Source organism: Roseibium sp., assembly GCF_965216085.1.
In the GTDB taxonomy this organism is placed as follows: Bacteria; Pseudomonadota; Alphaproteobacteria; order Rhizobiales; family Stappiaceae; genus Roseibium.
Genome location: NZ_OZ244138.1, coordinates 2,900,463 through 2,914,990 on the forward strand (window position 1 = coordinate 2,900,463; position 14,528 = coordinate 2,914,990).

A 14,528-nucleotide genomic window follows, 5' to 3' on the forward strand; every position below is an offset into this window, starting at 1 on the left:
GGCGTTCAGCCGGCTTTCGCCTGTTGAGGTGTGCCCATTATCACCGGAATGATCTGTTCCGGTGTGCCCACCATTGCGATCTGACCAGATTTAATGATCGCCACCCGGTCCGCGATTTTCATGTGGCTTGGACGCTGGGTACTCATGATCACAGTCGCCTTGCCATGAAGGTTCCGGATCATCTCCATGAAGCGTTTGTCACCCTCAAAGTCGAGATAGGTGCCTGGATTGTCAAACAGGTAAAGCGGTGCCTTTTTGATAAAGGCCCGCGCCAGAACGATCCGCTGTTGCATGTTTTTGGGGATTCGCCGCAGAACCTCGCCATTCAGCCGGGTCTCCAGGCCTTCGTAGTTTTCATTCAGGTATTGCAGCAGCCCCAGTTCATCCGTCACTTGGTAAAGATCTGCATCCCGCGCACCAGGATCGGCCAAGAGAAGATTTTGTTTGACGGTGCCGTAAAAGAAATCGAGATCATCAGAGGCGTAGCCTATTGAAGCCCGCCATTCACCGGCGTCCAGCTGGCGCACATCCAGCCCATCAAACAGGATCGAGCCAACTTGAGGCTGGAACAAGCCAGTAATGGCTTGAAAGATCGCCGTTTTCCCGGAACCGCTCGGTCCGGTCGTTGCCAGCGTCTCGCCGTCCTTTACAACAAGATCGAGCCCCTTCAGCGCCGCTTCGCTGGCGCCGGGATAGCGCAACACCAGCGACGAGATTTTCAGGTCGCCTTTTATTTCACGGGTGATCTTGGGCAAATGGCCCGGCTGGCGTTCCAGCGGAACCTGCATCAGATTGTTGATCTGCTCGATCACGGTCCGGCTTTGCGCCAATTGCGTAATGCTCAAGAAGGCCTGGTTCATGGGGTTGAGAACCCGCCAGGACAGCGCCATGGTCGCGATCAAAGCGCCCATGCTCATATCGCCGTTCATCACGGCAAGCGCACCTATGCCCAACACCAAAATCCCGCAGATGGTCATCATAGTCTGCGAAACAATTTGCAGCACTTGGGTCAAGTGGCGCGCATGAATGTTGAGCCGGTTGAAATTGGCCGACATTGCCGAAAACCGGTCGAGCCACAGATCTTCTGCCGACATGTTGCGCAAGGCGCGCTGATTGCGGAACGTCTCGATAACAAAACTGTTCAGCTTGGACTTCTGTTCGCCAACGGCCGCAACTTCCTTTTGAACCTTCGGCAACACGTAAATCGCCATGAAGGTATAAATTCCGAGCAAAATCAAAGGCGGGGCAGCTGCAGCACCGCCGATCAGATAGATCGCCAGAATGAAGATCACGCTGAACGGAAGATCCACGATTGCGTTAAATAGCGAACTTTGGAAAATATCGCGCACGCTGTCGAAATAGCGCAGCCGCATAACTTGAGTGCCAATCGGCGCTTCGGAAAGCATCGAATACGGCAAGTGCATGATCCGCTCGAACGTTTTATTGCCGACAATGGCGTCAATGCGGCCGCCCAGATAGGCCTGCAATTTTGATTTCGTCCGCCTTAAGGCGATTTCGGACAAAACAATAATGCCGATGCCAACCGCCATGGTCAGCAACACATCAAAGGCTTTTGCTCCCATGGCCCGGTCATAAATCGCCATGATGAAGAGCGGCGGTCCGAGAGCCAGCAGGTTGAGCACCAGCCCCATTCCAAGGATTGACAAGATACTGCCGCGGAACTGCCGGGTGACTTGGGAAAACCAGCTGCGTTTGTTCGCAGTCTGCCGATCCTCTTCGCTCTCTTCCTTAACCGAAAAGAGCTGAGATTTGCCAAGCTCAACGGCTGTCACCAAGACAGCCCCGCCTTCCAGGCCAGAATAGACCCGGTATTCGCCAGATTCTGTCCGATTGGCCACGACCTGAACGTCGTCGCCAACCAACCGCAAACAGGGCAACTGGCTTTCATTCAGAACCGATGTCCGGGCGGTTATTTGCGCCGTTTGGATATTCAGCCGAGCCAAGACGGCGCGCAAATTCTGAATGGTCGCAACCCGGTCAAAGTGCGGCAAAGCTTCGAATAACAAGCGGTCATTGCCTTGCCAGTGCATTTCGCGCAAGAGCGGTATCAAACACTTTTCCGCAGGTGTTCGATCCCCGTCCCCAGCTCCGGGCAATGCGCTGTCCCAGGCGTCTTCTGCGTCATCCCGATCAATACTGGATAAGGAACTGAAACCAGCGGCGCCCTGCGGGCCTGCGTCCTTCAGATCAAATAACGGCCGGCTCATGCTGACATCTCCAAGGAAACAGGCCGCATGACGGTTTCCGTTTTTGGCGGGCTTGCTTCCTGCGTTTTCAACGCACCGTTGGTAAATTCGAACTGCTGATCAGCAACGGCCAGCAGCGAAGGCCGGTGTGTGACGATTACAACCGTCAAATAGCCCTTGAGTCGATGAAGAGCTGCAATCAAACCTTTTTCCGCATCCTGGTCCAGATGGGCATTTGCTTCGTTGAGAATAAGAATTTTTGGTTCACTTGCGAGCGCGCGGGCAATGGCCACCCGTTGCAAGGTCGACGTCGGCATCTTTCCACCGAGATCCCCGCCAAGTGTGGTCTCATACCCCTTGGGCAAAAGGTGAATTTCTTTTTCAAATCCAATCAATTGAGCTGCCATGCGGGCATGAGAAATGTCGGCAACAGACCCGAACATTGTGATGTTCTCTAATATAGTTCCATTGAAAATCGCAGCTTCACTGTCAACACAGGCGACCTGGGCCCGCAAGGCGTGTTGCATCAAGCCGGAATAATCATGACCCCCAATCAGGATTTGGCCGCTTGTCGGCTGCAACTCCCCATTCAGGAGTTTCATCAAGTAGGAAAGACCACTGCCGTCGGTTTCTTTGATCCCGATAAATTTGCCCGGCTGAACCGTAAGGCTGAGATCGTTGATCAGAAGCTCCGCATCGTCCCCTTTGCTCTGATAAGAAACATTCTGCAGGACAATTGAACCGTCGTTTTCACCAAGAACCGGCTGGCGTTCGCCGGCTTCCGACAGTTCAAAAAGATTTCGCACCTGGCCATAATCGTGTTTCAGCCGTTGCAAGTCCGTCCACTGATTGATAGCCCGCAAGAACGGCTGAATGAATTGGCCGGAAAGCAGTGTCGCGGCAGCCACACCGCCGATGCTGAACTGCCCTTCAATCACCATTGCGGCGCCGCAAAGAACCACAAACACAGTGGTCATGGTTCCGAAAAGGGATGAACCGTCGCGCGCCTGGCCCGCAAGCCGCATGTACCGGGCACTGAGTTCGGCCGCCGCTTTCTGCAATCGCTCGAACCGGCGCATAATAAGCGCTTCCATCGCCTGCGCTTTGACAGTCTTGGCGCCAGTCAGAACCTCCAGCACAAAATCGGACTTGCGGTCGTCTTGAGCGGCGCGCTCGGCAACAACCGTTTGCAGCTCTTTGTTCCGCCGCAACGCGAACAACATGAAACCGCACAAAAGCACCACCGGCACAAACGCCAACGGTCCACCAATGAAAATCAAAACCGCCAGATAAATTCCCCCAGCAGGCAAGTCGATTGCCAACAAGCGAGCCTGATCACCGTAGTGGTCGGACACCGATTGCAAAGATCGCAGTTGGTGGACCTGCACAGAAACAGGTGTCTTTGCCAAGCTGTCCGGCTCGGCATCCAATATGCGGCGGAACAATTCCATATGGGCCTGATGGTTAAATCCTGCCCCCAAACGCCCAACGACAGCGACCCGGGAAATCTTGATCGCAGCATCCGCAATCAAAACCACAACGACGCCGGACATCAGCACAAGCAAAGTGTCTGTCGCCATATTCGGCAAGACGCGGTCGTAAACCTGTAAAATCGCCAAGGGCATTGCCAGCCCCAGGACGTTCGCAAATATCGATGCAAAGATGACATCAGCCGGAAGTGAAGGCGACGAGATCCGTTGCCCCGTCAAAGAATGACGGATGCGCAGTTTTGGGAGAAAAAAACTCGACGAAACAAACTTCAACATACGACTGCCAGAATCACTTGCAAGCTGATTAAAGCTGGACCTTTCGGGTTTAAAAAACGTTTACCTTAGCAACGGGTTCTGCGGATTTTCCGAAAGCTTTCGCATTACTTACGGGTATATTTTTCCGCTTTATTAACGCTGAACGTATTGCTTGTCAGTATCGACAATTGTGTGAAAAGCGCGTTCGCAATGGCTACCGAAGCAGAAACCCGGAAACCGGCTCAAAAAGATAATTCTTCCTCTGGGGGAGAAAGCCAAACAACTTTGTCTTCGGACAATTACCTGAATTCCGGTTTTCTGGACACACGTGATCCGAAGCTCGACAAGGCTCATGACTATCATCTTGAGCAAGATCTCGGCGAGACCATGGAACAGGTCAACGCCAATCTGCATCTGGGCACTGATGATGACGCCAAGGATTACACAGCTTTCGTTGAGGATGGGACTTCCGACGTAAGCGGACAAGCGGTTGTCGATCCGCTTGCAAGCGCTGCAGCCTCGGAAGCCTTTGGTGTTGATGCAGGCCAGTCGGGCGGTCAATCGTTCACAGGCGATGAAAACTCGTCGTTTGCCGGTTCTGGTACCTCATCGCCTTCAGGCGGCAGCCAGGACCAGACGATCCAAGGCGGCGCATCGAGCCGGAGCCGACTTGTGCCCGAAAGCGGGTCTGATCCTGCGCAAAACACAGAAGCCGGCTCAGATGGCGGGGCTTCTGCTTTCCCGGCCGCCTCTGCCGCGTTGCCGGACGCTGAGAGTGATGTCGCAGCTGGCCCAGTCGCTTCGGAACTACAAGATGTGGTTGATGCTGACACAGCCGTCAATTCTGTCGGAGAAGACGCTGGCATCGGCGATTCAACCGGGATTCAAGCGTTTGCTGATGTTGCCGATGGCGCATCGGTCACCTACAGCCTGATTGATGACGCCGGCGGTTTGTTCACCATCGATCCGGTGACAGGAATTGTTTCCGTTGCAGGTGAACTCGACGCGGAAACAGCCGGCAGCCACACGATCGAAGTATTGGTCACGGCTTCTGATGGCGCCACTGAAACCCAAACCTTCACGATTGTTCTTCAGGACGTCAACGAATTTGGCATCACCGATGTCGCGGATACCGATAGCGCTGCCGACGGTTTTTCGGAAGATGCGGAAGGCGGAACTTATACCGGCATTACCGTCGAAGCTTCTGACAACGATGCATCGGACAGCGTCACGTATTCCGTTAGCGATTCCCGTTTCGAAATCGACGAGAATGGTGTTGTTACGACCAAGGACGGAGCCAGCTTTGATGCTGATACTGAGCCTTCTGTGTCCCTGACCGTCACAGCAACATCAACGGATGGCTCGACATCGTCACAGACCTTCACACTGACCATTGCAGATGTTGATGAATTTGACATCGGTGCGGTAACGGATGTTGATGGATCCTTCAATCAGATTTCGGAATTCGCGGAAGCCGGTGACATTGTCGGCATCACTGCTTTTGCGAGCGATGAGGATGTATCAGCTACAGTATCTTATAGCGTTGACGATCCCCGCTTCACCATAGACGCAGAAGGCACGGTTCGAGTTGCTGAAGGCGCGAGTTTTGATGCTGAAACCGAAGGCGCGATCAGTCTCACAATCACCGCAACTTCGAGCGATGGTTCAACATCGAGCCAAACATTCTCCGTCAAAGTGTCGGATGAAAATGAATTTGGTGTTTCTGCAACGACAGATCTGGATGCGTCGGCCAACACCATCGCGGAAGATGCTGGTGCTGGTACAACCGTTGGCATAAAGGTATCCGCGACTGACAACGATGCCACGGACACGGTGTCTTACTCTGTCGATGACGGCCGGTTTGAAGTTGCAGCCAACGGCACGGTCACCGTCGCAGACGGTGCAAGCTTCGATGCGGAAACTGAATCTTCTATCGATGTTACTGTAACGTCCACCTCGACAGATGGGTCAACGTCCAATCAGACCTTTACTATCGACGTAACCGACGTCAACGAGTCTGACGTTTCCGCCACGACCGACACCGACGCCTCTGACAACACCATCGCCGAAGATGCCAGCGAAGGTACGGCTGTGGGCATCACGGCATCGGCAACCGATGAAGACACGACCGACACCGTTTCCTACGCAGTCGACGACGGCCGCTTTACGGTCGATGCGGACGGTACGGTGCGGGTCGCGGCCGGTGCTGCCTTTGACGCGGAAACCGAAGGTTCTATTGACATCACGGTGACTTCAACCTCCACCGATGGCACGACGTCCCAGGAAACCTTCACCGTTGCCGTTTCCGATGTGAACGAAGCTGATATCTCGGCCACGACCGACACAGACGCCTCGGACAACACCATTGCCGAAGATGCTTCTGAAGGCACCGCCGTTGGCATCACCGCCAGCGCTACCGATGACGATGTGACTGATACCGTCTCCTATTCTGTCGATGATGGCCGCTTTACCGTTGATGCCGATGGCACGGTCCGCGTGGCAGCAGGCGCTGCCTTTGATGCCGAGACCGAAGGCTCCATCGATATTACCGTGACGTCCACCTCCACCGACGGCACGACGTCCCAGGAAACCTTCACCGTTGCCGTTTCCGATGTGAACGAAGCTGACGTTTCTGCGACCACAGACACAGACGCTTCGGACAACAACATCGCCGAAGATGCGAGCGAAGGCACCGCCGTTGGCATCACCGCCAGCGCGACCGATGACGATGTCACAGACACCGTCTCTTATTCCGTCGACGATGGCCGCTTCACGGTCGATGCGGATGGTACGGTCCGCGTGGCCGCAGGTGCTGCCTTTGATGCGGAGACCGAAGGCTCCATCGACATCACCGTGACCTCGACGTCCACCGATGGCACGACGTCCCAGGAAACCTTCACCGTTGCCGTCTCCGACGTCAACGAGAGCGACGTCTCCGCCACGACTGACACAGACGCCTCCGACAACACCATCGCCGAAGATGCTTCTGAAGGCACCGCCGTTGGCATCACCGCCAGCGCGACCGATGATGATGCGACCGACACCGTTTCCTACGCTGTCGACGATGGCCGCTTCACCGTCGATGCCGACGGAACGGTCCGCGTGGCGGCAGGCGCCGCGTTTGACGCGGAAACCGAAGGCTCCATCGACATCACCGTAACGTCCACCTCCACCGATGGCACGACGTCCCAGGAAACCTTCACCGTCGCCGTCTCCGATGTGAACGAGAGCGACGTCTCGGCCACGACCGATACGGATGCTGCTGACAATACGATTGCCGAGGACGCTTCTGAGGGCACGGCTGTTGGCATCACAGCATCCGCCACAGACGATGATGTGACCGACACCGTTTCCTATTCTGTCGATGATGGCCGCTTTACCGTTGATGCCGATGGCACGGTCCGCGTGGCAGCAGGCGCTGCCTTTGATGCCGAGACCGAAGGCTCCATCGACATCACCGTCACCTCGACGTCCACCGATGGCACGACGTCCCAGGAAACGTTTACGGTTGCCGTCTCCGACGTCAACGAGAGCGACGTCTCCGCCACGACCGACACAGACGCCTCCGACAACACCATCGCCGAAGATGCCAGCGAAGGCACGGCCGTTGGTATCACAGCATCGGCCACTGATGACGATGTCACAGACACCGTGTCCTATTCCGTCGACGACGGCCGCTTCACCGTCGATGCCGATGGCACGGTCCGCGTGGCAGCAGGCGCTGCCTTTGACGCGGAAACCGAAGGCTCCATCGATATTACCGTGACGTCGACATCCACCGATGGCACGACGTCCCAGGAAACCTTCACCGTTGCCGTCTCCGACGTCAACGAGAGCGACGTCTCCGCCACGACCGACACAGACGCCTCCGACAACACCATCGCCGAAGATGCCAGCGAAGGCACGGCCGTTGGTATCACAGCATCGGCCACTGATGACGATGTCACAGACACCGTGTCCTATTCCGTCGACGACGGCCGCTTCACCGTCGATGCCGATGGCACGGTCCGCGTGGCAGCAGGCGCTGCCTTTGACGCGGAAACCGAAGGCTCCATCGATATTACCGTGACGTCCACCTCCACCGACGGCACGACGTCCCAGGAAACCTTCACCGTTGCCGTATCGGATGTAAATGAGAGCGATATCTCGGCCACGACCGACACAGACGCCTCGGACAACACCATTGCCGAAGATGCTTCTGAAGGCACGGCCGTTGGTATCACAGCATCGGCCACTGATGACGATGTCACAGACACCGTGTCCTATTCCGTCGACGACGGCCGCTTCACCGTCGATGCCGATGGCACGGTCCGCGTGGCAGCAGGCGCTGCCTTTGACGCGGAAACCGAAGGCTCCATCGATATTACCGTGACGTCCACCTCCACCGATGGAACAACGTCCCAGGAAACCTTCACCGTTGCCGTTTCCGATGTGAACGAGAGCGACGTCTCCGCCACGACTGACACAGACGCCTCCGACGATACGATTGCCGAAGATGCGAGCGAAGGCACCGCCGTTGGCATCACCGCCAGCGCGACCGATGACGATGTCACAGACACCGTCTCTTATTCCGTCGACGATGGCCGCTTCACGGTCGATGCGGATGGTACGGTCCGCGTGGCCGCAGGTGCTGCCTTTGATGCGGAAACCGAAGGCTCGATCGATATCACGGTCACCTCAACGTCCACCGATGGCACGACATCGCAGGAAACGTTTACGGTTGCCGTCTCCGACGTTAACGAGTCTGACGTTTCTGCGACCACAGACACAGACGCTTCGGACAACAACATCGCCGAAGATGCGAGCGAAGGCACCGCCGTTGGCATCACCGCCAGCGCGACCGATGACGATGTCACAGACACCGTCTCTTATTCCGTCGACGATGGCCGCTTCACGGTCGATGCGGATGGTACGGTCCGCGTGGCCGCAGGTGCTGCCTTTGATGCGGAGACCGAAGGCTCCATCGACATCACCGTGACCTCGACGTCCACCGATGGCACGACGTCCCAGGAAACCTTCACCGTTGCCGTATCGGATGTAAATGAGAGCGATATCTCGGCCACGATCGACACAGACGCCTCCGACAACACCATCGCCGAAGATGCCAGCGAAGGCACGGCCGTTGGTATCACAGCATCGGCCACTGATGACGATGTCACAGACACCGTGTCCTATTCCGTCGACGACGGCCGCTTCACCGTCGATGCCGATGGCACGGTCCGCGTGGCAGCAGGCGCTGCCTTTGACGCGGAAACCGAAGGCTCCATCGATATTACCGTGACGTCCACCTCCACCGACGGCACGACGTCCCAGGAAACCTTCACCGTTGCCGTTTCCGATGTGAACGAAGCTGATATCTCGGCCACGACCGACACAGACGCCTCGGACAACACCATTGCCGAAGATGCTTCTGAAGGCACCGCCGTTGGCATCACCGCCAGCGCTACCGATGACGATGTGACTGATACCGTCTCCTATTCTGTCGATGATGGCCGCTTTACCGTTGATGCCGATGGCACGGTCCGCGTGGCAGCAGGCGCTGCCTTTGATGCCGAGACCGAAGGCTCCATCGATATTACCGTGACGTCCACCTCCACCGACGGCACGACGTCCCAGGAAACCTTCACCGTTGCCGTTTCCGATGTGAACGAAGCTGACGTTTCCGCGACGACTGACACCGATGCCTCCGACAATACGATTGCCGAAGATGCGAGCGAAGGCACCGCGGTTGGTATCACAGCCAGCGCAACCGACGACGACGCAACCGACACCGTTTCCTACACCGTTGACGATGGCCGCTTTACCGTTGATGCGGACGGTACCGTCCGCGTGGCTGCTGGCGCTGCCTTTGATGCGGAAACCGAAGGCTCCATCGATATCACTGTGACGTCGACATCCACCGATGGCACGACGTCCCAGGAAACCTTCACCGTTGCCGTATCGGATGTAAATGAGAGCGATATCTCGGCCACGACCGACACAGACGCCTCGGACAACACCATTGCCGAAGATGCTTCTGAAGGCACGGCCGTTGGTATCACAGCATCGGCCACTGATGACGATGTCACAGACACCGTCTCTTATTCCGTCGACGATGGCCGCTTCACGGTCGATGCGGATGGTACGGTCCGCGTGGCCGCAGGTGCTGCCTTTGATGCGGAGACCGAAGGCTCCATCGATATCACTGTGACGTCGACATCCACCGATGGCACCACGTCCCAGGAAACCTTCACCGTTGCCGTCTCCGACGTCAACGAGAGCGACGTCTCCGCCACGACTGACACAGACGCCTCCGACAACACCATCGCCGAAGATGCTTCTGAAGGCACGGCCGTTGGCATCACCGCCAGCGCGACCGATGATGATGCGACCGACACCGTTTCCTACGCTGTCGACGATGGCCGCTTCACCGTCGATGCCGACGGAACGGTCCGCGTGGCGGCAGGCGCCGCGTTTGACGCGGAAACCGAAGGCTCCATCGACATCACCGTAACGTCCACCTCCACCGATGGCACGACGTCCCAGGAAACCTTCACCGTCGCCGTCTCCGATGTGAACGAGAGCGACGTCTCGGCCACGACCGATACGGATGCTGCTGACAATACGATTGCCGAGGACGCTTCTGAGGGCACGGCTGTTGGCATCACAGCATCCGCCACAGACGATGATGTGACCGACACCGTCTCCTATTCTGTCGACGATGGCCGCTTTACCGTTGATGCGGACGGTACCGTCCGCGTGGCTGCTGGCGCTGCCTTTGATGCGGAAACCGAAGGCTCCATCGATATTACCGTGACGTCCACCTCCACCGACGGCACGACGTCCCAAGAAACCTTCACCGTTGCCGTATCGGATGTAAATGAGAGCGATATCTCGGCCACGACCGACACGGACGCCTCGGACAACACCATCGCCGAAGATGCTTCTGAAGGCACCGCCGTTGGCATCACCGCCAGCGCTACCGATGACGATGTGACTGATACCGTCTCCTATTCTGTCGACGATGGCCGCTTTACCGTTGATGCGGACGGTACCGTCCGCGTGGCTGCTGGCGCTGCCTTTGATGCGGAAACCGAAGGCTCCATCGACATCACGGTCACCTCGACCTCCACCGATGGCACCACGTCCCAGGAAACCTTCACCGTTGCCGTATCGGATGTAAATGAGAGCGATATCTCGGCCACGACCGACACAGACGCCTCGGACAACACCATTGCCGAAGATGCCAGCGAAGGCACGGCCGTTGGTATCACCGCCAGCGCTACCGATGACGATGTGACTGATACCGTCTCCTATTCTGTCGACGATGGCCGCTTTACCGTTGATGCGGACGGTACCGTCCGCGTGGCTGCTGGCGCTGCCTTTGATGCGGAAACCGAAGGCTCCATCGACATCACGGTGACCTCGACCTCCACCGATGGAACAACGTCCCAGGAAACCTTCACCGTTGCCGTTTCCGATGTGAACGAAGCTGACGTTTCCGCGACGACTGACACCGATGCCTCCGACAATACGATTGCCGAAGATGCGAGCGAAGGCGCCGCGGTTGGTATCACAGCCAGCGCAACCGACGACGACGCAACCGACACCGTTTCCTATACCGTTGACGACGGCCGCTTCACTGTCGATGCGGATGGCACCGTCCGGGTCGCGGCAGGCGCGGCCTTTGATGCAGAGACCGAAGGTTCCATCGACATCACGGTGACCTCGACCTCCACCGATGGCACCACGTCCCAGGAAACCTTCACCGTTGCCGTTTCCGACGTCGACGAATTCGATGTTGGTGCCATCACCGACACCGACGCTACGGCCAACACCATTGCGGAAGACGCCTCAGCCGGAACAACAGTCGGTGTCACCGCCTTCGCTGAAGATACCGATGCCGACGATATAGTCAGCTATACGATCGACGACAACCGCTTCGAGATCGCGGCCGATGGCACCGTGACGGTCGCGTCCGATGCGTCTTTTGATCATGAAACAGAAAGTTCCATCGACTTCACTGTAACGGCCACCTCGACCGACGGCTCAACGAGCCAAGAAACCTTCACGATCGACGTCTCCGACGTCAATGAAGAGGCAGTATCCGCCGTTACCGACGCGGATGCTTCGGCCAACAGTGTTGATGAAGACGCAGCAGCCGGTACAACCGTCGGCGTGACAGCCATCGCCACCGACAGCGACAGTACCGACGAGGTTTCCTATTCTATCGACGACAACCGGTTTGAAGTCGCAGCTGATGGTACTGTAACCGTTGCAGAAGGCGCGAGTTTCGACGCTGAAACCGAAGGTTCCATCGACATTACGGTAACGGCCACATCTACGGACGGATCAACGTCGCAGGAAACCTTTTCGGTCGGTGTAAACGATGTCAACGAAACGTCTGTCGGCGCCACAACCGATGCCGATGCCGCCGCAAATACTGTTGCCGAGGATGCCGCAATCGGCACGGAAGTCGGCATTACAGCACAAGCAGAAGACAGCGATGTCAGTGACGATGTGACCTACAATCTGTCTGATGATGCTGGCGGTAAATTCGCGATTGATGCTGACACCGGTGTCGTGACGGTTGCTGGCGACCTCGACTACGAGGCCGCAACAAGTCACACCATTGAAGTGACCGCGACCAGCTCGGATGGATCCACGTCCACGCAGAATTTCACTGTCAATGTCTCCGATACGGCTGATGAAACGCCGACTGACATGACCTTTACTGGCAATGAAAATCTGAGGATCGAAAACGGCACGATCAGCGCCGGCAGCGTCGTTGCTGAAGTGGCCACTGTCGCGGACGCCGATGCCGGTGACACCTTCACCTATTCTCTGACCGACACAGCCGACGGCAAATTCGCGATTGATTCAAGCTCCGGCGAAATCAGTCTTGTCAGCGACCACGACGCGTCGACTGCCTACAATGACACTGTAACCGTTCAAGTTACTGACTCCGGCGGCAATTCGTATTCGGAATCTGTCGGGATTTATCTGGGCACAGATGATGCCGATACGCTGACGGGCACCGGTCTGACCGACATCATGTACGGCTTTGACGGCAGTGATACGCTGGATGGCGGTGCCGGTGACGATTCGCTTTACGCTGCTGATGATGATTATGAAACGGTTGGCGCCAGTGGCGAAGTCGGCAGTAATTATTCTCTAATCCGGCTTGGAAACACCGCCGATATCGACCCGGATGAATCCAATAGCGCCTCGGAAAACGCAAGCGATTTGCTGGGTTCCTATGGCACGTCCGACGAACCCTTGTATACGCAAATCGTCGATGCCACAGCAAACAACACCAATGGCGATGAGATCCTGCAGGACAATGATAACAACCGTACTGCAGAGACCTTCACGATCGAAGGATCTGATTATGGGTTGGATGCCGTTCAAGGGTATGACGCAACTGTCACCTTTACCGACGGGTCAACAGGCACCTTCACAGCCGTTGTAATCCAATTGGACAACGGCGATGTTTATCTGGCGCCGGAATACGCTTCCAATGACGACGCCACGCTTCTCACCAGCGGACCTATTCAGGGCATTTCGCTCGACACTGAACTCGGTGACTACAGCCTTTATGCAAACCGTCTGGATACGGATTACGTGACGACGGAAGGTGATACGCTGATTGGCGGTGAAGGCAATGACACACTCGTCGGCTCCATTGGTGATGACACACTGAATGGCGGTGACGGTAACGACACTTTGACCGGCGGAGACGGCACCAACACGCTGACCGGCGGTGACGGCGACGACACCTTCATCGGCGGCTCGGGTGTCGATGCCATCGATGGCGGCGCCGGCACAGACCACGTGGATTACTCCAACTCAACGGAAGCGGTTCACCTTGCCATGCAGGACACAGATTCATCCGGCATTGATGGCGAATACACGAACACCTCCGCAGGCGGCTTTTCTGGAGATGCGGCTGGCGACAGCTATTCGAATCTCGAAGAAGTCACCACCACGGATTTTGATGACAAAGTCTATGGTGGCGACACCGATATGACCTTCAACCTCGGCGACGGCAACGATGTTTTTGACACAGGCACGAATGCTGCGGTCGACACTGTCAACGCCGGAGCTGGTGACGACACGTTGTGGACCGGCGACGGCGCTGATGTGATTGACGGCGGCGAGGGGGTTGACCGTGTCTTTGGCGAAGCTGGCAACGACACAATCGATGGCGGCGCGGGCAATGATGTGATCTATGGCCAATCCGGCGATGACACACTAACCGGAGGTACTGGCTCCGACAGCTTGATCGGCGGAGATGGCTCAGACCTGTTCATGCATGGCCTCGGAGACGGTAATGACACCATCTACGGCGGCTCGGGCGGCGGTTGGACGGATGTTATCGATATGAGCGGCAGTGATTCCGGCGGCGCAGTCGGCGATTACGGGACGGATTGGACGGAAACGATCTCCAGCGGCTCGGTTGATGCGACTGACACAGAAAACCAAAGCCTCGACTTGTCGGATGACGCAGCTGGTGCTGTCGACTTCTCAGACTCTTCGCAAGTCAATTTCACCGATGTTGAAGAGATCCGCTGGTAGCTGATGTCACCGGACAGCG

At 56.8% G+C, this 14,528-nt stretch carries 3 protein-coding genes; 1 reads left to right on the plus strand and 2 read right to left on the minus strand.

What is annotated here, in order from left to right:
• Positions 1–5: 5 nt before the first annotated feature.
• Positions 6–2,228 (minus strand): peptidase domain-containing ABC transporter, encoded by a 2,223-nt coding sequence (locus ACOOFE_RS13740; protein WP_420415444.1) that lies wholly within the window; start codon positions 2,226–2,228, stop codon positions 6–8.
• Positions 2,225–3,832, minus strand: a complete 1,608-nt coding sequence (locus ACOOFE_RS13745) for a peptidase domain-containing ABC transporter (protein WP_420415445.1) — start codon at positions 3,830–3,832, stop codon at positions 2,225–2,227. Before ACOOFE_RS13745 ends, ACOOFE_RS13740 begins: the two co-directional genes overlap by 4 nt.
• Before the next feature lie 330 nt (positions 3,833–4,162).
• Here ACOOFE_RS13745 and ACOOFE_RS13750 point away from each other — a divergent pair, with 330 nt between their 5' ends.
• Positions 4,163–14,509, plus strand: a complete 10,347-nt coding sequence (locus ACOOFE_RS13750) for a cadherin domain-containing protein (protein ID WP_420415446.1) — start codon at positions 4,163–4,165, stop codon at positions 14,507–14,509.
• Positions 14,510–14,528: the final 19 nt, after the last annotated feature.

What these genes read in the sequence shown, in the direction of transcription:
- ACOOFE_RS13750 (WP_420415446.1), top strand. Translation starts at nt 4,163, where the DNA reads ATGGCTACCGAAGCAGAAACCCGGAAACCGGCTCAAAAAGATAATTCT.
- ACOOFE_RS13745 (WP_420415445.1), bottom strand. Translation starts at nt 3,832, where the DNA reads ATGCCCTTGGCGATTTTACAGGTTTACGACCGCGTCTTGCCGAATATG.
- ACOOFE_RS13740 (WP_420415444.1), bottom strand. Translation starts at nt 2,228, where the DNA reads ATGAGCCGGCCGTTATTTGATCTGAAGGACGCAGGCCCGCAGGGCGCC.